This window comes from Vibrio mexicanus (assembly GCF_001012815.1).
In the GTDB taxonomy this organism is placed as follows: domain Bacteria; phylum Pseudomonadota; class Gammaproteobacteria; order Enterobacterales; family Vibrionaceae; genus Vibrio; species Vibrio mexicanus.
Map to the genome: position 1 here is coordinate 1 of NZ_JYJP01000095.1, position 23,417 is coordinate 23,417.

Consider the following 23,417-nt stretch of genomic DNA (forward strand, 5'->3'; position numbering starts at 1 on the left):
AAGAGACAGGCGATAACGCTGGCTTTTTTGAGCAGTTTTAAACGGAGTGAAAAAGGTGACTAAGCTTTTCCTGTCCAAAAATAGTCCGTTTGAGTCATGCTAAAGCAGTCAACTGACACTAGGGGTCAATATCAGTTGTCTGCCATTTTCGCTTGCATCGCAAGGTATTCTAAACGGCCCAACTCATACTGAGTTTGGAAATCGTCTGACAGTTCGTCACAGATGCCATTGTAAATCTTACCTACCATGCCGACTTTATACGGGTCTTGGCTGCAGTATACTTTTTGGCCAACAACATAACCTTCTTCATAAAGTGCGTAGTCTTCAGCAGTAAACTCATTTTGTTCGATCATAACTTTGCCAGCAACTGCTTGGTCAAAGCCATATTTTTGCCAGTTGTCGACGGTATCCATTGAAGTGCCCGTTGTTGAGCAGCCCGCCAATACGAAACCAGCAATCAACAGTGATAGTTTGGCTTTCATAATTCTTCCTCGTTAAATTCTGTTAAGACACACATAAGAATGCTGCGCCTTTGACTCCGCTATCGTCACCCAGTTGAGCTTTTAAAATCGGGGTGGTGCAGTTACCGCCAAACACATATTTTGACAGTACAGGGGGCAAATCATCATAAATACCCGCTTCATTCGACATTCCACCACCCAACACGATAGCGTATGGGTCGAAAACATTGATCACTTGAGAAAGTGCTCTCGCTAATTGATCAATATAGTGGTTGTAGTGCGTTTTTGCAGACTCAGACTTATTACGCGCAGCCATGATTTGTTGACTTGTTAGATCGGTTCCATGTTGGGCATTGTATCTGGCCGCGAAGCCAGTGCCGGATAGAAACAACTCATTACAAGCCGTGCTTTCGCAATAACACGGTTTCGGAGCAAAATCGCAGTCGGTGTTAAGGTGAGCCAGTTGGTTGTGTCCCCACTCGCCCGCGATGTTGTTTGGGCCTTTGACTAACTGCTTATTGCTCACCACTCCACCACCGCATCCAGTGCCAATAATGGCACCGAAAGCCGATGGATAACCTTTTGCTGCGCCGAACAGAGCTTCACTCAACGCGAAGCAATCTGCATCGTTGGCTAAGAAAATGGTTTTCCCTAAACGCTGCTCTAAGTCTTGCTTGAGCGGCTGACCATTTATCACCAGAATGTTGGAATTCTTGATGTTATCGGTTTTAGGGCAAATTGCACCAGGTAGCCCAATACCAATATTGATGTCTTCTGCGACCTGGCTGATTGCAGTTTCAATGATGTCGATTACGTGACGTAGAAAAGCATCATAGTCATCCTTGATGGTTTCATAACGTTGGTAGTACAGCTGTTCACCATCGTCTTGGAAAAGGGCTGCGGAAATCTTGGTTCCGCCAATATCTAAGCCTAAGTACTGCATAACTCTACCCTTACTTACCCAGTGGTACGTTAATGGTTAGTGTTGCAATGGTTTCCATACGGCTGTAGTTGCCACCCACCCAAATGCTGTCGTTGTAGTGGTAATCATATAGGTCTTGGCCAACTAGGCCGCGCACTGTCACGCCATTTTCAAACGTTTTTCCGTAGCTGGCTTCTAGGCGCGTGTAGAATTCCACAAACTTGTCGCGCAGAACTTCACTTGAATCTTCCATACCGCCGTAGAACTCAAGTTTGTTGTGCCATGTGAACTTGAAGCCGCCGTTGGTGTAGATGTCGTACCAAGTTTCATTTTCAGAGCCGTAGTGGTACTTAATGCCATCTTTCGCCATGGTATCTAGGTAGTTACGGAAACTGAAGATCGAGCGGAAGTTGTCACTCCACTGAGATACTAAGAAGAAGTTCATTACCTGTTGACGATGACCGCGGTAGTTACCACCTTGGTGGAACTTACTGGATTCACCCAATACGATGTACTCGGTCAATAGCGGACGGAAGTTTAGAGTATGCGAACCGCTGTCCCATGGTGTGATGCCGTTAGGGAATGATGTCAGCATGTCAAACTGTAGATAGTAGTCGTTTGAACTCCAGTTCAGGTCACCGCTTGTGTTTTTGAAGTTCCAGTCACCTTCCCATGCGATTGCCGGACGGAATTTCCATTCACGGCCTAGCCATTCAATACCATCGTAGTGGAAGCGTAAGTGGGCTTCGTGATCCCAGTGATAACCATTTTTAAAATAGCCGTCGCCGTTGTCTGTGAAGTAGTCAATGCGGCGTAAATCAAGCCATAAGTCACTATCTTCAGTGAGCTGAAGCATACCTTGCAGTAGCTTCTTGTTAACTTCCACTTCGTCACGACTGTTTGGTGTCGGGGCGTTGTCAAAGTCGTAACTGAACGTTCTAAATTCAGTTTCGTTTTGAATCCAACCACCGCTTGCCATAGCGCCGCTCGCGAATAAGGAACACAGGGATAATGTTAGTAGAGTACGTTTATTATTTTGCATTTTAGTGTGATGTCCTATGAGCAATTTCGCAGCAGATTGTGAGGTATCGGAAATCGAAAATTGCTCCGAGAGGGCTGAATATTTACACAAAGAGAGAATAGTCACGCAAAATTCGTGTTAGCGGGCTAAGAGTTGTGCGCGCAATCACACTGATTAATAGTTTGATATAGTTCACATATCCGATCTGATATATGATTTAATTTGTTTAAAATCAGTAGCTTAAATTGTCTTTTTGCTCATGAAAGGCGTGGTGTCTTAAATCCTTAATCAGGCACTTAAAGTAATTGCTCTCATACCCCTTAAAATCATGTGTGATCTTGATCTTCCAAATGACCAATAATCGAGCATTTGGTGAGACTAAGATCACTCAATTGACAAAATTGGTCATGCTGTGACGTTAATCTGAAAAAAATAATTAATCTAAACCCAACGAAAAAATGCTCATCTTTGAGATTTAAATCAATATAAGTTGATGTATTAAAAAGTATTTTTAGTATTTATAGGGCTTAGATAATGTTAGCGGCACTGAAAGGCGAACTGATAGCTTCGGTACAAGCACTTCCTCACGAACCTCTATTTGGTTCAGAGACGATAGTGAAAATGGCAGCGGCGGTATTGGAAGGCGGCGCACAAGCACTTCGTATTCAGTCAACGGACGACATCAAAGCGGTGAAACAGGCATTTCCTACTGTGCCAGTCATCGGTTTAATCAAACAAGATTACAGTGATTCTGAAATTTTCATCACCCCAACGTCTAAAGAAGTAAAAGCGATCATTGATGCAGGTGCAGACATGATTGCACTTGATATGACAGGGCGCACTCGCCCAAGTGGTGAGACAATTGAAGACCTGATTGGCCAAATTCGTCAGTCTTCTTGCACGATCATGGCAGACATTGCCACGTTCGAGCAGGGCGTCGAAGCGCAAAGATTGGGTGTGGATTGCGTATCAACAACGTTATCGGGTTACACACCAGATACGGCTCACAACGGTGATGCGCCAGATTTCGCTTTGATTCGTCGCTTAAGTCAAGCGTTAACGATTCCAGTCATTGCTGAAGGGCGCGTTTCTACGCCAAACCATGTTTCACAGGCAATGGCAGCCGGTGCTTGGACAGTGGTTGTGGGTTCTGCCATCACGCGTCCACAGCTCATCACTCAAAAGTTCGTCTCTGCTATCCAAGCTGAGAAGGAGTTAGCGTAATGACTGAACTTGCACTTGGCCTAGACCTTGGCGGTACTAAGATTCGTGCAGGTCTGATCGACAGCGAAGGCCGTCTAGTGGTTGCGAATACCTCGGCGACGAATATCAGTGAAGGTCGTGAAGGCATCATGAACAGCATCATTGCGGCGATTGTCCCTTTGATTACCCGTGCACGTCGCGAGAAGAAGCTTCTGCTTGGTATCGGTGTATCGGCTGCGGGTGTTATCAACGTTCGCTCTGGCTCGGTCGTTGATGCGACAGACAGCCTTCCTCAATGGAAGGGCACACGTCTTGGCTACATGCTGGAAGAAGAGTTCGGCATCTTTGTCGGCACCGACAATGACGTAAACTGCGCACTGCTCGGTGAACAGTGGCTAGGCGGCGCGCAAAGCTATAACGATGTCGTGATGCTAACACTAGGTACTGGTCTAGGTGGCGCAATGCTAAGTGGCGGCAAAATGATGCACGGCTCTAGCTATTTGGCGGGTCACTGGGGGCGTATGGAAGTGCCTCATCCTTACCGTCCACAAATGACCGTACCCCTCGAATCTCTGCTATCTGGCACAGGACTTCGCGAAACGTTGTTGTTTCAACTTCCTGACAGCGAACATCACAAATACCCAGATGGGCTTAGCGTGATCCAAGCCTACGCAGAGCGTGATCCTAAGGTGATCGCAACGGTTGAAGATTTCATGCGCTTGCTTGCAACGACGATCAGCAACATTCGTTGGACGGTGGATCCACAATTGGTTCTGCTCGGCGGCGGCATGATCAACTCTCGCGAACATTGGTGGGAGCTAATGCTACAACAACTTCAGCAAAAAGGCGTGATGACGCCAGTTCGCCCAGCAACGCTGAGCAACGATGCCGGTATGTACGGCGCAGCGAAGATGGTGTTCAACCACTTCCAAGAACTTAAACAACAACGCGATGATATCTAACCGCGACAAGCACTAATCCGTATTTAGGGTAAAACTATGTCTAAAAAAATCTGTTCTGTCGTATTTCAAACTCACTGGGATCGCGAGTGGTACTTACCTTTTGAAACGTTTCGAGTTCGCTTGATCCGCGTAATGGAACGCGTGGTATCGGCATTAGAAAACAACGAGTTGGAAAGCTTCCTATTTGATGGTCAAGTTGTGGCTGCGGAAGATCTACTTGAAGCGTGTGAGCCTGAACTGGCTGAAAAACTGCACCGCCTAATGCAAGAAGGCCGCCTAGTGCTAGGCCCTTGGTATGTGATGGCGGATGAATTCCTATGTGGTGGCGAAAGCTTGATTCGTAACCTAGAGATCGGCCGCAAGCTGGCGAACTCTTTGGGTAACTACCAGCAAGTGGGTTACCTGCCGGATACCTTTGGTCATATCGGTCAGATGCCGCAAATTCTTTCTGGTTTCAACATCAACAATACAGTGCTTTGGCGCGGTATTGATGCGAACCAGTCTGAGCTCCGTTGGAAAGGAGTTGATGGTACAGAAATCTTCACTCTGTTCTTAACAGAAGGCTACTACCAACACCCACTAAATACTGACAACTTTGCAGACAACATCGACGTTTACCTAAACAAAATCACTGAACGTGCAACGACCGACGAGCTATTGCTGACTCAAGGTGGTGATCACCTACGCCCAGCACAAGGCAATATGCAAGAACGCATTGCAGAGTTCAACCACGGCCGTGACGACATCGAACTTAAGCAGAGCGATCTGGCGACTTACCTAGAGACGCTGCAAGCGAAATGCGATGACGCACTACCAAGCGTAGAGGGAGAGCTAAGAGGCAATGACCGCGCATTCGTTCTTCCAGATGTTTTATCGACCCGCCGCTACCTAAAAGCACTGAACCAAGAAGCAGAAGATACGCTAACGCGCAAAGTAGAGCCGCTACTGGCGATGGCTCCGGTAGAAAACTACCCGAACCGCCTGCTAGAACAAAGCTGGAAAACACTGCTGACTCAACACGCTCACGATTCAATTTGTGGCTGTTCAGTTGATGAAGTGCACCGCGAGATGGAAACGCGTTACGAAAAGCTAGCTCAGCGCAGCCAAGCGATGATGGACATGGCGCTGTTGTCTCTAGGTTGTATTACTGATGAGGTCAATGGTCAGTCGGGTCCAAGTCCGTTTGCGGATCACTCAGCTATCTCTCTATTCAACCCAAATCCAAAAGCGTTTGATGGTTGGGTAACCGAGCGCATCTTCGTTGCGGGCGATGAAGCATACGGCTTACAGATTAAAGATGAGCAAGGTGAGATCCTGACACCAGTTATTATCAAGACAGAGCCTGGCTTTAACTTTGAATCACCAATCGACGATTTCCCAGATCGCATTGAAGGTCACTGGTACAAGATTGCGCTGCAAGTTCAAATCGAAGGTCTTTCTTACTGTGCATTGAATGTTGAGAAATTAGAAACGGCATCGCCAATTATGGCTCGTTCAGCAGCCGTCATTGCGAATGACACGCTTACTGTTGAGTGGTGCAGCAACGCAACGCTAACGGTGACAATTAACCAAACGGGTGAGACGTTTGATGGCTTAGGTCGCATTGAATCTTCATTGGATTGCGGTGACAGCTACAACTACGCACCTGCAATGAACGATCGCCTAAGCGTCGCGAAATTGGTGGGCCCTGTTCAAACTCGCCAGCACACGGACTTCTCTGAAATGGTGGCACGTGTTGAGCTGATTCAACCAAGCGAGCTTAGCCTAGATCGCCGCAGTGCAAGTGGCGTTGATGTTCGCAGCTATGGCGAAATTACTGTGACGCTGATGCGTGACACAGACTACATCGACGTTGCAATTAACTGGACAAACAATGCGAAAGATCACCGCCTATCCATGCACTTCCCAACGGGTGAGAAGCTAGAAGTGAACGCAAGCGGACAGCGCATTTGAAGTGGCGACTCGCCCTGTTGTTTATCAAGACAACCAACGCGTTCTGCCAAACAAAGAAGCCAAAGTATCGGTGAACCCTAGCCAGTCGTTTGTCACAGCGGGTGCGGTTCAAGTTACCCACCTAGGTGTGACTGAGTACCGTGTGGTTGAAGCTCAAGCTGGTGATGAGCTAGCCATGACCCTGCTTCGTAGTGTGGGCTGGTTATCTCGCCGCGATTTCTCTACCCGTGGCAATGGTGCAGGCCCTGACTTGCCGACGCCAGAAGCACAATGCTTGGGCGAGCACGACTACCGTCTGCGCGTCCACTTAGGTCGCGTTGAAAGTGAAGTTCAGTGTCAGCGAGCTGAAGGTTTACGTTACGCCCCAATGCTAGTGAAAGGCCACAGCAACGCATGGCTAGAGCCTGTGAAACTGGGTAATGCGGCACTGCAAGTGTCTGCGCTACGCAAAGTAGGCAATGAGCTTGAGATGCGTATCTGGAACCCATCTAAGCGTGTTCAAAGCATCGAGCTATCACGCGAATACAAGGTGGTGAACTTCATTGGTGAAGCACAACCAATGCTGACTCAAGTCGAGCCTAATCAGATTGTTACGCTACGTTTGCCAGCTTAATTATTGGTTAGCAATAAGATAGCCAACGCAGCGTCTTTATAAAACTTTATTAATAACAACTACCTACGCCGGCACAGCGTGTCGGCATAACGATCCTACAAAAGTTGAGAATACCCATGAACAATATAGAAATTCTCCGTCTATTACTTATTTCAGGTGGCCTGATATTCTTCGTATACGCCATGATTACGAAGCGTATCTCAACCCTGATTGCACTGCCTTTAATGGGGGCGTTAACAGCGCTTATTGCCAGTGTTGGTGAAATTCCAATGCTTGGTCTATTTGCCCATGAAAATGCCGAAGGCGAAACGGTGCAAGGCATCATGAATGCCGTATTTGGTGACGGCGCACGTATGATGGCATCTACAATCGCAGCCTCGATTTTTGGTGGTGCGTTTGCCGTACTCCTTCGTCGTGTAGGTATCGCAGAAGCGATCATCAAGAAAGCCGCAGAGCTAGCTGGTGACCGCATTCGAGTCATCGCGTTTATCTTCTACGTCGCGACTATGGTGATCTTCTCGGCTATCGGCGGTCTGGGTGCGGTAATCTTGATTGGTTCTGTTGCGCTACCAATTATGATGACTGCGGGTATCTCTGGTGTGGTTGCAGGCGCAATCATCCTATTGGGCCTTACCACTGGTGGTGTAATGAACCCAGCTGGCTTCGCTTTCTTTGCAACCATTCTTGCGCCAGTAATTGATGGTGGCTACGAAGCGGCATACGAAATCGTTGCTCGCATGGCTATCACACTGTTCATTATCTCTATGCTTGTGTCGATTGCTTACATCATGCTGAACGTTAAGAACTCTCAACGTAGCGCATGGCATGCTCGCAAAACTCAGCCAGCTTACGAACTAAGCAACTGGGCACTCATTGCACCAATCGTTCCTGTGGCACTGGTTTTAAGCTCTATCTACATTCTTCCTCAGGTAATCACAGCTGAACTGGCGATCATCGTTGGTATCGCGTACACGGTTTACGTTTGTAAGATCAAAGACAAAATCAACGCTATCGCACAATCATTCGTGCAAGGCACACAAGAAGTGGCGGGTGCAATTGTACTGCTTATCGGCCTTGGTATTTTGATTCGCGGTGTTCAGTTCTACACAGTAACGCCAATCATTGCACCAGCGATTGAAGTACTTGTGTCTATGCTACAAAGCCCAATGACTTACGTTATCGCTTCACACTAGCAACGCCACTTGTTCTTTACCGTGGTCCACTTAACTCTTGGGGTATCGGTGGTTCGCTTCCAGCTATCTTTGCGACAGCAGGTTTCTCACCTATCGCGGTAGTTTGGTACTACGTTCAACGGGTATGATGCAAGGCTTCGGTGACCCAACGAACTCGCAAAACATCTGGATTGCAGACTTCGTTCAAGTTGACCCGAACGACATCACAAAGAGCCTATTCTGGGTAGGTCTAGTGATTACCTTTGTCGCACTTGCTACGCCATCCTTGTAGACCAGATTCCACTGATTTAACCACGGCTGGTGGCCGAATAGGCCACCTCATTTAAGAGTAAAGAATAGGTAAAAAACTATGCGTAAAGTACGAATTGGAATTGACGTTGGCGGTACGTTTACAGATGCCGTGGTTATCGACAACCAAACAGGTGAAGTGATTGCAAAATCGAAAAAACCAACCACTCACCACCACAAAGACGGTGTAGCGCAAGGTATCGTTGAGATCATCAATGAAGTGCTAGACACCAACAACATCTCGCCAGAGCAAGTTGTTTTTATTGCTCACGGTACCACTCAGGCAACGAACGCACTGCTAGAAGGTGATGTAGCGAAAGTTGGCATCATCGGCATGGGTAAAAGTAAAGCTGCCTTTAACGAGTTGAATGTAAAAGATATCGAACTGGCTCCAGGTAAGTTCCTACAAACAGAGTTCACTTACTTTGATGTGGATGAGATCACCAAAGAGAAGGCTGAAGCGGCTATCGATGAGCTAGTAAGCAAAGGCTGCGAAGTGATTGTGGCATCGGAAGCGTACGCGGTCGATGATCCGCACCTAGAGCAGCTAGTGACTGACCTTGCTAAAGAGAAAGGCCTGTACGCAACCAGCGGCCATGAGATCTCTCAGCTTTACGGTCTAAGAATGCGCACACGCACAGCGGTTGTGAATGCGTCTCTGATTCCTAAGATGATTGAAACTGCGAACATGACCGAGCAGGTTGTGAAGAAAGTGGGCATTCCATCTGAGCTGATGATCATGCGTGCCGATGGTGGTGTAATGTCTGTGAACGAAGTACGTCAGCGTCCAATCCTGACTATGCTTTCTGGCCTTGCTGCGGGTGTTGCGGGCGCATTGATGTACGAAAAAATCTCTGACGGCGTGTTCTTCGAAGTCGGCGGTACTTCAATTGATATCTCTGTAATCAAAGACGGCAAAGTTATTGTTAGCAACGCTCAGGTGGGCAAACACAAGACTTACCTTAAAGCGCTAGACGTTCGTACGCTGGGTATTGCGGGTGGCTCTATGATTCGCGTTGCCGATGGCAAGGTCATCGATGTTGGCCCTCGTTCTGCGCACTTAGCAGACAAGCACTATGAGTGTTTTGTGGATGCGCCAGTGACTAACGCGAAAATGAAAACCATCGTGCCAATCGAAGGCGATAGCCCAGACCACGCGATCATTACATCAGACCAAGGCGAGTACGCTTACACGCTAGCAGGCGCGGCCAACATTCTAGGTTACGTGCCAGAAGATGATTACGCTCGTGCAAATGTGGAAGCGGCCATTGTTGCTTGGCAACCACTGGCTGAATACTGCGGTAAAACCGTTGAAGAAGTGGCACGCGATGTCATGGACATTGCTTGTCAAAAGATTTGGAACATTGTTGAGCCAATGATCAAAGAGTACGAAGTGAACCCTGAGTACATCGAATTCGTTGGCGGCGGTGGTAGTGCGGCAATCACGACATTCGCACTGGGTGAGAAGTACGGCTTCAAAGCGAAAACAGCGAAGAACGCACCTTACATCTCAACAATTGGTGTGGCAATGGCGATGGTACGCGAGCAAATTGAACGCTCTGTGGTCGATCCATCGGCATCGGATATCCAAAAGATCCGTTCAGACATCATGGACCAAATCGTGGCTCAAGGTGCGAAAGAAGAGACGGTGGAAATCGCTATCGAAGTCGACAAGCAGCGTAACATTCTTATCGCAACGGCAACGGGCGCAACGGAATTTAGTAACGATGCGTCAACCGAGCAGCTATCAGAAGATGCGCTTATCAGCAAAGTGGGTGACGTATTCTCGGTAGACAAAGCGGCCGTACAAACTCAAGAGTCGGCAGGTGCCTTCCACGTAGTTAAAGCGCGTAAGCAAACTGGTAAGTTCTTCAATCTCTTTAAGAAAGAAGAAGAACACTACGCGATTGTTAAGTCAGACGGCATGATCCCACTGAAGCTGAAAAACGCGCAGCACATCAAGGTGCCACGCAGCGGTTACGGTGAAGCAGTCAACAAGCTGGTGAACGATATGTCTTCATACTCGGATGCGGGTCAGTCTATCCCTAAAGTATTCGCGTTCACGGGCTCTCGTATGTTCGATTACTCAGGCCTGTTTAGCTCGGATCAGCTAACTTCTATGATTGCGATGGATCTAGACCACTTAAACGCAGAACAAGAAGTTCTGCTTGTTGCAGCGAAAAAATAGGTAAAAGAGATGATGAAGAGCGATATTGAATACGCACAAATGCAGCTTGAGCTGGATAAGTACTTTCGAATGATTCCACAAGACGATCAGCAAGACATTATTCGTCGTGCCTTGGAGCTTGGAGAGCGCACCGCTCAGGAATATCGCTCTGAAGATCTCAAGCAAGCCTTTATTGATGCGGGCTATCGCATTGAATACACAAAAAACGTAGACCATGTGGTGAAGCAGGGGCTGTTGATGAGAGCCGAAATCATCGAAGACAATCTTGGCAAGCGTGTCTTGATTTACAAAGACAGCATTGAGCTAGCTCTTGCCGATTTAGCGAAGCAAGGCTTGAACTCAAATGCTGAGCAGATCGAAAACCTCTATTTAGCGCATGAGTTTTTTCATTTGCTAGAGATGGACGAGCACATCACCGATGATGTGCTCCATATCAAGGTTGAGCGTTTGAAGCTTTTGGGTAAGACCTTCTATGGTCGCCTCTCGTCGCCGTCTGAAATCGCGTCGAACCGATTCGCGCAATGTGTATGTCAATGCGACTTTAACCCACTTCTTATTGATGACTTATTTATCGGAGGTTGTGATGACTCCAACTAAAACTTATTCAGGCTACGACGTTGTTGTCGTGGGTGGCGGTACTGCAGGCGTTGCAGCAGCATTGTCTTCAGCAAGACAAGGTTTACGTGTGGCGCTGTTAGAAAAGCGTATCTCTCTTACTGGCACTCAAGCGAATGCAATGGTTACGCCATTCATGCCTTCGCATGTTCACGGCTCAGATACTGCCGATTTTCTAACACAGCGTTACCACGACCACATGCAGGGTAAAGGGAAACTCACTCTGCCGGGTAAGATGGAGCTATTCTCTCCTGAGTCATTCAAACTGCTTAATGAGCAAGTGTTGACGGAATGCGGCGTTGAGATTTTCTACGATGCAACGTTAGTCGCTGTCGACGCAGACAATGGCAATATTGACGCCGTTACTGCATTGATTTTTGATGATTTCTACCGTTTTGAAGGGGCAAACTTTGTTGATGCTTCTGGTGATGCAGTATTGTCACGCTTTGCCGGTGCGACAACCGTGCGTGGCGATACAGACGGGACGCGTCAATCAGTGTCATTCCGTTTTGAAGTGACCAACATTGACTTTGCACGCCTGCGCGAGTTCCTAGCAGAATCCAGCTATACCTTCTGTGACCCAACGGATACGACATTCATGGAGTTTGTCCATGTACCGGGTGTGGCAGCGTGTGGTCGCGTATTAGATGTGTTTGCTCACGGCATTGATTCAGGTGAAATTACCTCTGAGATTGCTCGCTATGTGCAAGGCTTCTCGATGCCGGGCAAGCCAAATACTTTGTCATTCAATAACCCGCAAATGCCAAACCTAGGCAACATTGAAGATCCGCAAATCTTATCTGAGTATGTGCGTTACGGTCGCAATATGCAGCACACGCTGATTGCCTTCCTATCGCGTCATATCCCTGGTTTTGAACACGCCTTCATTTCGCAAGAAGCGAACATGTTGGGTGTACGTGAATCGAACCGCGTAATGGGTAAATACATCATGACGGGTGACGACTACATTGCTCGTCGTAAGTTTGATGATGGCATTGCACGTGGCGATTGGTATATCGATATTCACAGTGACGATCTTGAAGTGGAAGGCGAAACCTTCAAGAAGAAATACGACAAAGGCGAATACTACGAAATTCCATACCGTTCATTGGTATGTGATGAAATTGCGAACCTTATTTTCGTTGGCCGCATTATTTCGTGTGACTTCAAGATGCAATCGAGCATCCGAATTCAGCACACGTGCCGCGACATGGGCGATGCAGCAGGCCGCGCTTGTGCACTAGCAAAAGAGCTTAACATGCCATTAAACGCGGTTGATGGTACCAAGCTTAAGACGCGCGTGAACGAAGAAGGAGCGAACTAGAATGAAAACGCTATTTATTCCTTTAGATGAGCGCCCTTGTAACTACGTTTATCCACAAAATATCGCCCAAACGGCCGATATCGACTTAATTACGCCAGAGATGGCGCTGCTGAGTAGCAAGAAAACACCCGCTAATACCGCGAATCTATGGCAGTTCATGTTCGATAACCTAGAGGGTGTCGATAACGTGATTTTGTCAGTGGATATGATGCTTTATGGCGGTCTGATTCCATCTCGCCTGCATCATCTTGACGAATCTGCGCTAGAAGAGTTTGAAGCTAGCGTTCGCAAACTGAAGCAGCTGAATCCAAACGCTAAGATCTATACTTACAACTGCATCATGCGTTGCCCAAGCTACAGCAGCAGCGATGAAGAGCCAGAGTATTATGATGATTACGGCAGTGAAATCTTCCGCCGTAAGTATCTGCAAGATAAGCAGGCACGTGAGTCGCTAAGCGAAGAAGAAGCACAGAAACTCGAATCACTGATGGATGCCGTGCCGCAGAACGTACTGGACGACTTTGAGTCTCGCCGCGCATTCAATGCCTCTGCAAACCTGCTGGTGGCGAAGTTAGTCAAAGAGAAAGTCATCGATTTTCTCGTTATCCCACAAGATGATTCAAGCCCATTTGGCTATACCGCGATTGACCAAAAGTCGGTGATTCATTACATCGAAAAAGAGTCACTGTCGTTTGATATCGCTATTTACCCGGGCGCGGATGAAGTGGGTGTAACATTGTTATCACGCGCATTTAATGAGTACCAAGGCTATAAGCCGCGCGTATTCCCATTCTACGCGTCGACCCTCGGCCCACAAATTACGCCGCTATACGAAGACCGTCCAATGAACGAGTCAGTGAAAGCGCATATCCGCGCTGCGGGCGCAGTTTGGGCGGATAACAGCGCCGATGCGGATTACATTCTAGCGATTAACTCGCCAGGTAAATTCATGCAAGAAGCGGCGATGCAATCGAAGAAGGATCTGACTTACAGCTCGGGTCGCAATTTACTCGATTTTGCTCAACGTATTGAAGAGTACGTCTCTGTGGGCAAGAAAGTGATGGTGGCAGACAGTGCGTTTGCTAACGGCGGTGACATCGAGCTTATTCGCTTTTTAGACAAGCTCAATGTTCTTGGCAAACTCACGTCTTACAAGGGTTGGAACACCAACTGTAATACGCTGGGAACCACGTTAGGTGCGGGCATGATTGCAGACCTAGCCAATCCAATTACGGTGCAAAACATCAGCTTCCATATTTTAGAAGATGTGTGTTACCAAGCGGTGGTGAGAACCCAATTGCTTGAGCGCTATTTCTCGGATGCTGCCTTTGGCCATACGACTTATCCGGCGGAGCAGTTAGATGAAGCCATGGCGACAGCCAAAGAAGGGTTGTTGAACACCTACCGCTCACTGACGGCCAACTCGTTACCGCAACAATTGGACATTGACGTGTTCTCACCATGGCAGCGCACGTTTGAGATTGGTCTGAACATCAACGGTGTAGGCTAATTATGGAGCCGACAACCGAACTGCTTGCTTCACTTCGGCTCTTGAAACCGAACCTGAGCCCAGCGTTGACGTTACTGGCAGACTTTATCGAAGACAACTTGTCTTCGGTATCAAGAATGACAGTGACCGAACTGGCGGATTTTGCTCAGGTGAGTGTGTCGAGTGTGAGCCGTTTAAGCCGTGAGTTGGGTTATCGCAGCTATGGTGACTTTAAGATGGCGGCGCACTTGTCGTCGCAATCGTCAGAAGTCAGCGCCGAAGACCTAACATTTGCGACTTTAAACGAGGCTGAAGAGCTGATTTCATTTATTCGCGAGCTTCTTAAAGGAGTGAATGTTGAAGAGTTGATCACCTGTTTAAGCCGTTGTAACACCTTGTTTGTCGTGACACCAAATGGCGACAATGTTCAGTATTTTGTGAATGGTTGCCAAGAGCAAGGTAAGCGCGTGGTGCAAATGGCTTCGTTAACTCAATGCGAAGCCTTACTGCCAAGCTTAGGCCACAAAGACGGTGTGCTGTTCGTCTCATCAACTGAAATGAGCGCGCATTGGCAGCAGCAACTTAAAGACATGTTGGAGCTGGATTGTGTGACGGTGTCGATTTGTCCACCAATGGCTGGAACCGACCAAGCAGTGGTCGCCGACTATTGGGTACCCACCATTAAATGTGATACTGACCTCTTTGATGGTTTAAATATTAAATTAGTGCTCGATGTTATTTTGAGAAAACTAGAGCACAAATAATAAATAGCTAACTTTTATTTATTAATAAATAAAACTGAATGTATGAATAACGCCACCTAGTGATAATTAGGTGGCTGGGTTTCTACACCCGAAATTTAATAAAAAAACTATTTTTAATGAAATAAGCGGGCTTGCAAATAAAGTCTGAGGGATTGTTATGTCTGTCGTTAATACTCAATTATCCAATGAACAAGCACCTAAGTTTTTAAAACTCAATAATCCTATTAAGAATTACGCATGGGGTTGCGCCGATCTGCTGCCCGATCTTTTTGATGTTGACAATCAAGCGTCAGAGCCGTTGGCTGAAGTATGGATGGGCGCGCATCCGGGGGGAAGCTCTACTCTAACATTGGGTAACAACGAGTTATCTCTTGCAGACTTTATCGCACTTGATAAGCCAGCCATCTTGTCGCCAGTGACCGAGAAGTACTTTGGTGAGCTGCCTTACCTTTTCAAGATTTTAACCGCGCAAAAAGCGTTGTCGATACAGGTTCACCCAGACAAGTCTACCGCCGAGCAAGGCTTCCAACGTGAGCAAGAGCAGGGGATTGAACTGGGCGATTTTCGTCGTAACTATAAAGATGCGAATCACAAGCCAGAGCTCGTCTACGCGCTTGGTGAATTTCAAGCAATGAACGGTTTTCGAAGCTTTGAAGCGATCATCAATAACGTGCGTGAGGTAAACATTCCTCAATTAGATTCTGCGCTGCAAGCGTTTGAATCTGACCTATCGGCAAACGGTTTGGAGCGCTTTTTCGTTCGTTTGTTAACAATGCAAGGCCAAGAAAAAGAGCTGGCGCTCGCTGCGCTAGTGGCGTATTCGACTCAACATCAACACGATGAAACCCACGCGCTTATTTGTTCTCTTGCAGAGCAATACCCAAATGACATTGGTTTACTGTGTCCGTTACTTCTTAACGTGATCACGCTGCAACCGGGTGACAGCATGTATCTTAGTGCTAGAACACCCCATGCCTATGTAAAAGGGGCTTGTTTGGAGATCATGGCGAACTCAGACAACGTACTTCGCGCGGGTTTAACGGCAAAGCACATTGACATTAATGAGCTGGTTAATGGTACAACGTTTGAACCACGCTCACTGGATTCCTTGTTGCTCCGCCCGAGCGTTGTGGATGGCAGTTGCTATTACTCGATTCCAGTTGAAGACTTCCGATTTGAAGTACACTTACCTGAACGAGGTAAAACTTGCCAAGTGCATAGTGCTGAAATCTTGTTGGCAATTGATACTGATGCAACGTTAACCCATAGCAATGGGGAGTCGATAACGATTGCGAAAGGCGAATCTCTATTTATTCCTGCCTATGCGGAGAATTATACAGTGATGTCTAATGGTCGAGTCGCGCGCGCATTTAGTAGTTAAGGAACTTTTCTTAAAATATACTGCCTGAATAAGCCCAAGAGTAATCTTGGGCTTTTATCTTTTAACAAAAAGTTACCAAGAGACAACTCTATCTATTATTTTTTGATTATTAATACTTATTGGGTATGTTATTAATTTTCAGTTTCTTGAAAGGTTTCATAACCATGAAATATTTCAATATCCCTACCTCACCTTGTGCACAAATGGTCAATAAATTCGTGACCACCACCTTCTAATTTCATGAAATGAAACCGATTTCAAACTGTTAAAAAATCCAAACCTTACTTTAAGTCTATGAAATTTATGGGCTTAGATAATGATGTAATTTTGCTAGAGTTTCATGACGTTTTGTTGCTTTTTCCTGTGTGAACTGGTCGTCCATTTTCAGTTGTTTCATTGCTTATTATTTTTTTCCGAAAGAGATTACCCAAATAAAATAATAGGGATATAACAATGAAAAACTTTAAGTTCTTACCTCTTAGTCTTGCAGTGGCTACTTCGCTTGCTTCTGGCGCTGCATTCGCATCTGACGCAGAAATCTCTGAGTTGGAGCAACGTATTGCTGAACTGGAAAAAGCAGTCGTGACACTCGATTACACAGATGATCAACAGCAGTCAGTGCTAACACCAGATACTGAAGTGCCACTAGGTATTATCTTCTCTGGTTACGCTCGCTACGGCGCACACTACGCAGCTGGTGACAGCGCATACGTTGGTATTGGTAGTACAGGTGCGGCAGTAGGTCGTTTAGGTAACGAAGCGAACGGCGGTGAATTCCAGTTCGGTAAGATCTTCCAATCGGAAAGCGGTGCTAAGTGGAACCTAGCCGTGATGCTTGACCATTGGGCGAGCAGCAACTGGGGATCAACAGACGGTGTAAACCTTAAAAAGTTCTATGCAGGTGTGACGAACGTATTTGAGAGCCAGCCAGAGCTTTACATCTGGGCAGGTCGTGACTTCCACCAACGTCCACAACAAGGTCTGAACGATTACTTCTGGATGTCGCATGATGGCCAGGGTGCAGGTTTCAATAACTTCGACTTCGGTGGTGCTAAGTTCGACTTAGCTGTTGTTGGCCAAGTGGCGTCAAATGACGGCGGTAACTCAGCTCTGGGTAACGATAACGGTCGCTACGCAGTAACGTCAAAGCTTCACGGCATTAATGCGGGCATCGGTAACCTAGACCTATACGCAAACTACGGCTTTGCTTCAGATGAAGCAGATGCGGATGTACAAGACGAGACAGCATGGTTAGTGGGTGCAACACTTGGCCTTGGTAGCGATCACCGTATTGTAATGAAGTATGGTGATGGCGCAGACAATGCGGCATTTGACCTAGCGGGTGATAAGCAAGTTTTCTACGTGAGTTTGGAAGGTGGATTTAATCCAGCTGACCAGTGGTACATTGATTACCTAACGTCATACAAAGACATTTCTGGTGATGACGTATCAAACGAATCAAGCGAGTACTCTGCAATCGTACGTCCAATGTACAACTGGGATGACACTCACTCTACTTGGCTAGAAGCAGGTCTTGCTCAAGTTGATTACGAAGACGATTCAAAACAGCAAGCTTGGAAAGTGACACTATCTCAAAACATCTCGCTAGGTGGTCTACCTTGGAGCCGTCCAATGCTGCGCTTCTACACCACAGTGGGTGATGTTGAAACGAAAGGTACTGGCGTTGAGACAACTAACGTAGATACAGTGAGCTTCGGTGCAATGTTTGAAGCTTGGTGGTAATCAGTTCATAACCTAATTGTCCATATTTGGCTCCGAAAGGCAGAGTAGGAGCCGTTTTATTAGTAACTCCCTTTCTTTGGGCACGATTCGTGCCCATTTTTTTACCTAATTTTCTGTAATTAGGAGCGTGTATGAATTTCAACTCACTGGTTTCTCGGCTCTATATGAGCTTCTCTATTCTGATTGTATTGATGCTAGGTTCCGCTTGGTTCGCTATTAACGGCAATCAAACCATTACTTCCAAGATCCAAACCATTACTCAAGAGTCGACGCCTTTAATGGTCTCTTCCGCAGAACTCACTATTGATTTTCTTAATATCAACCGTAGCTTAACGCCGTTCTTTTCCGCGATGTACATTGATGAACTTGAGCCTTTGGAAGCGGATATCCATAGCAATATTGACCAGTACAAGCTGCGTCAAATTGCGTTAAGTGAACTGGCTGATGATGACCCGTTTGTGGAGCGGTTGATCGAAACGGTGCAAACAACGGATGGTCTAGCTGAGCAAGAGATTGACACTGTTCTCGCTCAGTATGCGCATTATCTTGATAAGAAAGACCAAGATTTGTATCAACAATCTCAGTTTCAATCTCTGGCCTCGCAACTAAACACGCATCTTATCAATGCGTTAACACGTGCAGATACTAGCGCTCAAACGAGAGCCATTGAAGGCCTTCTATCACAAGCTGGTATTTTGATTGGTGAAGTGAGCGAAGTATTTTCTCTTCAAGATATGATTGAGCTTCGCGCCGTTGAGCGTCGATTTGAGAACAGACAGCGCTATTTTAACGAAGCGGTAGCGGCTTATAAAACCGCTGCGCCTAATCTGTATAGGCAAGGTGAGAGAACCATTGAGTTGTTGGCGTCCCAAGCGTTTACTGATAAAGGTGCGGTGAGAGAGCATGTCATTACGGTTGAGCTTTATGAATCACTTCGCGCCCAACGTTTTGAACTTGAGCAGTTGATTGATCAGCAGTTGGTGAACATCGATGCGCTGTCTGATTACGCCCTCGATACGGCGCAAACTTTATACACTCAATCTTATGATCAGTCTCGAAAACTATTGATTGCCCTAATTGTGACCTCTGTGGTTTCAATTTTGTTTACCGTGCTTATTGCGATATCCAGTGCTAACCGAATTCGACGACCAAGCAAGCAACTGCAAGCAGCACTCGCTCGCGTGGCGGAAAAAGATCTCACCGCAAACATCGATAACATGGCGCGTAATGAGTTTGGATTAGTGGGCCAGAAGGTCAATCTGGTGATCGAACATCTCACACACATTGTTGTGCAAATGCGCTCGTCTTCTCAGGCGCTCAATCGTGCGTCTTTAGACAATCAAAGCACCAGTGAGGCTCTAAATACCAGTATCTCAGAGCAGACCAATCAGACTTTGCAGGTGGCGACCGCGATGGAGCAGATAGAAAGCTCAGTCAGTGAAATTGCCAGCTCAGCCAATCTCACTTTGGATATGGTGACTGATGCGGTCGAGAATTCAGCGCAAGGGAAGCAAGTGATGGATGAAAACATTCAGCTATTGAACACCTTGTCTGAAGAGATGGAAAACGCCACAGACACGATACATGATCTCGAAAAAGAGACCGCAAGTATCGAGTCTATATTGGATGTGATTTCACTTATTTCTGAGCAGACGAATTTGCTTGCATTGAACGCGGCAATCGAAGCTGCGAGAGCGGGTGAACACGGACGTGGATTTTCAGTGGTCGCTGATGAAGTTCGTATGTTGGCGGCGAAAACGACGACATCGACTCAAGAGATTCAGAGCAAAATTGAACAGTTGCAATCACGCTCCAAATTGGCGGTTCAACAAATCGTTCAATGTACAGAAGGGGTTAGTCGCTGCGTTTCGCAAACCAATGATGTTGGCCAATCTTTGTCTCAAGTTCATCAGCGCTTGAATCAGATTGAAGATAGCAGTCACCAGATTGCTGCATCCACAACCGAGCATCAGTCTGTAGCCAGCGAAGTGACACAAAACGTCAGTCAAATTCACGATTTGGCTCAGCGTAACTTGAGTCGCTCACAAGCTCTTGCCTCTCACGGAGAGCAACTCGAGAGAATGGCTGAGCAGCAGGCAGGGCTTACAGCAAGTTTCAAACTTACTGATATCGCTGATCGCTAAGCCATTCGATTAAGCTGTGCGTTGCCAATGGGAGATTTTATCTTCAAGTTGGAAGTGCGTAATGATGTCCTCGTCGATTTCTTTGTTGTCGATGAGGCAGCGCGCAATATAGACCGCACACGCAGGGCCAAATGGCACTTCCATCAACTTTTTCGGCTCATTGATGATCAAAATGTTCTCAATGATGGTCAATGGAAAACCCCAAAAATGCAGTAGGTAGCCACCAAGCTGTTCAGAACGAGTATGGAACAGGTGTTTTTCTAAATGGGACTTATCTTGTCCCTTAGTTGCAGGATCTAGGTAGGCTTTCATTAGTTTGGGCGCAATTTTCATTCTTACCACTTCACCAACTTGGTGAAGAATACCGACCAAGAATGTTAAGTCTTTACTTTCATTATCGCCGAGCTTTTGAGCGAGTTTAGCGACCTGTAGACTATGATTTTGAATAGATTCTAATGGTTTACTTGGTTCGTTGAGTGAGACAGCATACACCTCAAGCATGGCGATCAGGTTGGTTACGATTTGACTACCTAAGCGGGTGATGGCCTCATCGATACTGCCAATCTCTTTTGTGCCTCGGAACATAGCGCTGTTGGCAACTTGAAGGACTTTGGCACAGATAGCGGGGTCCTGACTGATCGTTGTCGCAATCTCGTGCATTGATGAATGGCCATCATCAAGGAGGCGTTTGGTTTCAAAAAAGACTCTCGGCGGTGAGGGTAACGTGGTTAATTTTCCTATGGCCTGCTGGATAACTTTGTCGGGGAAGAGAGTGAGAATGTCGTTGATCTTTTTAATTTCGGCGATGATAACCGCTGGCTCACAAGGCTTCATGAAAGATTGGTGAGCGAAGAAGCCGCCTTTTATCGCCACTTTCGGCTCTGAATATCCTGACAAAGAAGCGCGGATTATTCCAGGATACTGTTCGCTGACCGCTTTGAGTAACTGCGAGCCATCCATACCCGGCATCATCATGTCCGAGATTATCATATCGACGCTTTCAACCTTAAGCATATCTAACGCGTCTTCACCGCTAGTCGCTGTCAGTATTTTCCAACCCGTCCCGAATAGAGCGCGTTTAAGCCCGTTAAGGATCATGACTTCATCATCAACCAATAGAATTTTCATGGACTGACTCCTTTTGGTCGACGGGTTGTGCAAGTTCTAACGGCAGACGAATGAAGAATTCGGTACCTTGACCAACGGTACTTTCGGTGTGAATGCTGCCTCCATGTAACTCGACAATGACGGAGTAGGCGAGGCTTAGACCTTGCCCTGTGCCTTTACCGACATCTTTGGTCGTAAAGAAAGGGTCAAAGATGCGGTCGACAATACGCTGAGGCATACCCGTACCATTATCTTTGATTTTAATCAGTGCGTACTGCTGCTCTAGTTGGGTTGAAATAGAGATAACCCCTTGCTCTTCGCCTTTGTACCTTTCTTCGATTGCATGGGCCGCGTTAATCACAAAGTTCAGGACGACTTGGTTGAATTCATCTCTAAAACAAGGGATAGGAGGGAGCATAGTGTCGAAACTAGTTTCTACAGTGGCCACATAACGCCATTCACCACGGGCAATGGTGATAGTAGATTCGATGGCTTCTGCAATATCGACTTTTTGTTTTTCGTGATTGCTTGAATGTGAGAAGGATTTCATTGCGCGTACGATCTTACTTATTCTTTGGAGTCCCTCTAATGACTGATTCAGTGCTAAAGGCACTTCTTGGGCAATAAAGTGAATGTCGTTCTCCTCTAAGATAGAGTTGAGTTTTTTATTGAATATGTCGCTCTCTTCGCTAGATGATAGTTGTTTGATCTGTTCCAAAATAGTGGCGTAGTTAGTGAAGGCATCTTTAAGAAAAATCGCATTGTCGGACACATATTGGGTGGGCGTGTTAATTTCGTGAGCGATACCGGCGGACAGTTGCCCTATCGATTCAAGCTTTTGGGATTGCCTTAGTTGTTGCTCTAGCTCCATTCGAGCTGTGATATCGCGTACCACACAGCAGAACAGACGTTTTTCGTCCTGCCGACTCGATATTGCCGATATGCTGACCTCAATAGGGAAGGACCTCCCCGATGCTTTCTGCCCTTCCATTGTGATGGAAGTACGGTGCTCGATGTCGTTTTCTGATGTATTTTTTACGGTCTCAGCATCAAGGTTCGGGATGATGCGGCTGAGACTTTGCCCGGTCATACAGCCATCTTCAAAACCAAACATTTGTGCCACCATTGCATTGGTACTATCGATTTTTCCCTCTTCATCGACGATGAGTAGCCCATCCGTGAGACTGTCGAGAATGTCTTTTTCTCGTCCCATACTGGCTTCAAGTGAAACATTGGCATTCTGCAGTTGGCTGTCGACAATCGAACTAATGAGAGTAGCGGCAAATACCATAATGACAAAAAAGGTCACAACTAAAGCCACAGTTGAGCTATTACCCATGTTCATGCCTGTAGAAACCCAGTCATTTTCAACGTGAAAGCGCACCGCTTCCATGGCGGTATAGTGCATGCCCGCGACGGAAAACCCCATCACTACAGAAGTGACGATACGGTGGAGTATGCTTTTAGTATTCGCCTTGTGGTGACGCTTAATCAGTAGAATGGCGACAGAGGCAAACAGATAAGCAACCATAATCGACAATGCGAACATTGGTAGGCTATACGTCATGGTGGCGTCAACCGTCATCGCTTCCATGCCTAGGTAATGCATGCTGCCAATACCCACGGCTAAACTTAATGCGCAAATTTGGCAATCAATAAACGAGAATCGCTGTTTGTGAAGTACGTCGAATACGACGTAGGCGCCAATCATTGGAGGAAAGAGTGAGATGAGAGTAAGGGCAATGTTGTAGCTCATCGCGACTGGCAACATGTAGGCCAGCATCGCAGTAAAGTGCATCGCCCAAACGCCCAAGCCAAATACGACGCTACCCAAAATCTTCCACACAGTGATGGTGGATGGTTGATTGGATTGCCAAATGCGGTCAATGATGATGAGGTAGGAGTAGGCAGCGATAATGGAGATGGCAACCGACAAACCAACTAAGCCGATGTTGAGATGCCCTTCAATCGGCATGTATAGCGTGGAATTTACACTGTGAAAACGCCAAAATTCGATCATGTGATTTATCCTTATCGTTCTTTTTC

19 protein-coding genes are annotated in these 23,417 nt (G+C 46.7%); 14 read left to right on the top strand and 5 right to left on the bottom strand.

Features of this window, described 5'->3' with window-relative positions; all coding sequences use genetic code 11:
* Positions 1 to 131 precede the first annotated feature (131 nt).
* Genes UA76_RS13185 through UA76_RS13195 form a run of 3 tightly spaced genes read right to left on the bottom strand, consistent with a single transcriptional unit; the run spans position 132 to position 2,425 of the window.
* Positions 132 to 482, bottom strand: a complete 351-nt coding sequence (locus UA76_RS13185) for a DUF2799 domain-containing protein (RefSeq protein ID WP_047046917.1) — start codon at positions 480 to 482, stop codon at positions 132 to 134.
* Positions 483 to 504: 22 nt separating this feature from the next.
* A complete protein-coding gene (locus UA76_RS13190; protein WP_047046919.1) occupies positions 505 to 1,404 on the bottom strand; it encodes an ROK family protein in 900 nt (299 codons plus the stop codon).
* 10 nt (positions 1,405 to 1,414) lie between these two features.
* Positions 1,415 to 2,425 (bottom strand): hypothetical protein, encoded by a 1,011-nt coding sequence (locus UA76_RS13195; protein ID WP_047046921.1) that lies wholly within the window; start codon positions 2,423 to 2,425, stop codon positions 1,415 to 1,417.
* Positions 2,426 to 2,938: 513 nt separating this feature from the next.
* Between UA76_RS13195 and UA76_RS13200 the strand changes: the two genes are divergently transcribed.
* From UA76_RS13200 to UA76_RS13255, 14 genes are all read left to right on the top strand, one after another.
* Complete coding sequence (locus tag UA76_RS13200) at positions 2,939 to 3,628, top strand: N-acetylmannosamine-6-phosphate 2-epimerase (RefSeq protein WP_047046924.1); 690 nt, start codon at positions 2,939 to 2,941, stop codon at positions 3,626 to 3,628.
* The gene (locus tag UA76_RS13205) at positions 3,628 to 4,569 is read left to right on the top strand and encodes an ROK family protein (RefSeq protein ID WP_047046927.1); all 942 of its coding nucleotides are present in this window, start codon (positions 3,628 to 3,630) and stop codon (positions 4,567 to 4,569) included. Before UA76_RS13200 ends, UA76_RS13205 begins: the two co-directional genes overlap by 1 nt.
* A gap of 36 nt (positions 4,570 to 4,605) precedes the next feature.
* Positions 4,606 to 6,522, top strand: a complete 1,917-nt coding sequence (locus tag UA76_RS13210) for a glycoside hydrolase family 38 N-terminal domain-containing protein (protein WP_238322293.1) — start codon at positions 4,606 to 4,608, stop codon at positions 6,520 to 6,522.
* 1 nt (position 6,523) lies between these two features.
* Positions 6,524 to 7,135, top strand: coding sequence for a hypothetical protein (locus UA76_RS24765; protein WP_238322294.1), 612 nt, complete (start codon positions 6,524 to 6,526; stop codon positions 7,133 to 7,135).
* Between the two features lie 116 nt (positions 7,136 to 7,251).
* Entirely contained in the window at positions 7,252 to 8,328 is a 1,077-nt protein-coding gene (locus UA76_RS13215; RefSeq protein WP_238322295.1) for a transporter, read from the top strand.
* A 103-nt stretch (positions 8,329 to 8,431) separates the two neighbouring features.
* Positions 8,432 to 8,599 (top strand): hypothetical protein, encoded by a 168-nt coding sequence (locus UA76_RS24770; protein WP_238322296.1) that lies wholly within the window; start codon positions 8,432 to 8,434, stop codon positions 8,597 to 8,599.
* A gap of 78 nt (positions 8,600 to 8,677) precedes the next feature.
* Positions 8,678 to 10,804 (top strand): hydantoinase/oxoprolinase family protein, encoded by a 2,127-nt coding sequence (locus tag UA76_RS13220; RefSeq protein WP_047046930.1) that lies wholly within the window; start codon positions 8,678 to 8,680, stop codon positions 10,802 to 10,804.
* Positions 10,805 to 10,813: 9 nt separating this feature from the next.
* Positions 10,814 to 11,401, top strand: coding sequence for a hypothetical protein (locus UA76_RS13225; RefSeq protein ID WP_238322297.1), 588 nt, complete (start codon positions 10,814 to 10,816; stop codon positions 11,399 to 11,401).
* A complete protein-coding gene (locus UA76_RS13230; RefSeq protein ID WP_047046934.1) occupies positions 11,388 to 12,743 on the top strand; it encodes an FAD-dependent oxidoreductase in 1,356 nt (451 codons plus the stop codon). The genes UA76_RS13225 and UA76_RS13230 overlap by 14 nt, the downstream gene beginning before the upstream one ends.
* Position 12,744: 1 nt before the next feature.
* Positions 12,745 to 14,253: a DUF4127 family protein gene (locus tag UA76_RS13235; RefSeq protein WP_047046937.1), complete on the top strand. Its 1,509-nt coding sequence runs from the start codon at positions 12,745 to 12,747 to the stop codon at positions 14,251 to 14,253.
* Between the two features lie 2 nt (positions 14,254 to 14,255).
* Positions 14,256 to 14,996 (top strand): MurR/RpiR family transcriptional regulator, encoded by a 741-nt coding sequence (locus UA76_RS13240; protein ID WP_047046940.1) that lies wholly within the window; start codon positions 14,256 to 14,258, stop codon positions 14,994 to 14,996.
* Positions 14,997 to 15,153: 157 nt separating this feature from the next.
* Entirely contained in the window at positions 15,154 to 16,377 is a 1,224-nt protein-coding gene (gene manA, locus UA76_RS13245; protein WP_047046942.1) for a mannose-6-phosphate isomerase, class I, read from the top strand.
* A 453-nt stretch (positions 16,378 to 16,830) separates the two neighbouring features.
* Positions 16,831 to 18,120, top strand: coding sequence for a carbohydrate porin (locus UA76_RS13250; protein ID WP_047046945.1), 1,290 nt, complete (start codon positions 16,831 to 16,833; stop codon positions 18,118 to 18,120).
* Between the two features lie 131 nt (positions 18,121 to 18,251).
* Complete coding sequence (locus UA76_RS13255; RefSeq protein WP_047046948.1) at positions 18,252 to 20,264, top strand: methyl-accepting chemotaxis protein; 2,013 nt, start codon at positions 18,252 to 18,254, stop codon at positions 20,262 to 20,264.
* A gap of 9 nt (positions 20,265 to 20,273) precedes the next feature.
* Here UA76_RS13255 and UA76_RS13260 read toward each other — a convergent pair whose 3' ends face one another.
* Together UA76_RS13260 and UA76_RS13265 are read right to left on the bottom strand one after the other, a co-directional pair.
* A complete protein-coding gene (locus UA76_RS13260) occupies positions 20,274 to 21,392 on the bottom strand; it encodes an HDOD domain-containing protein (RefSeq protein ID WP_047046951.1) in 1,119 nt (372 codons plus the stop codon).
* Positions 21,373 to 23,391, bottom strand: a complete 2,019-nt coding sequence (locus tag UA76_RS13265; RefSeq protein ID WP_047046954.1) for an MHYT domain-containing protein — start codon at positions 23,389 to 23,391, stop codon at positions 21,373 to 21,375. Before UA76_RS13265 ends, UA76_RS13260 begins: the two co-directional genes overlap by 20 nt.
* Positions 23,392 to 23,417 lie beyond the last annotated feature (26 nt).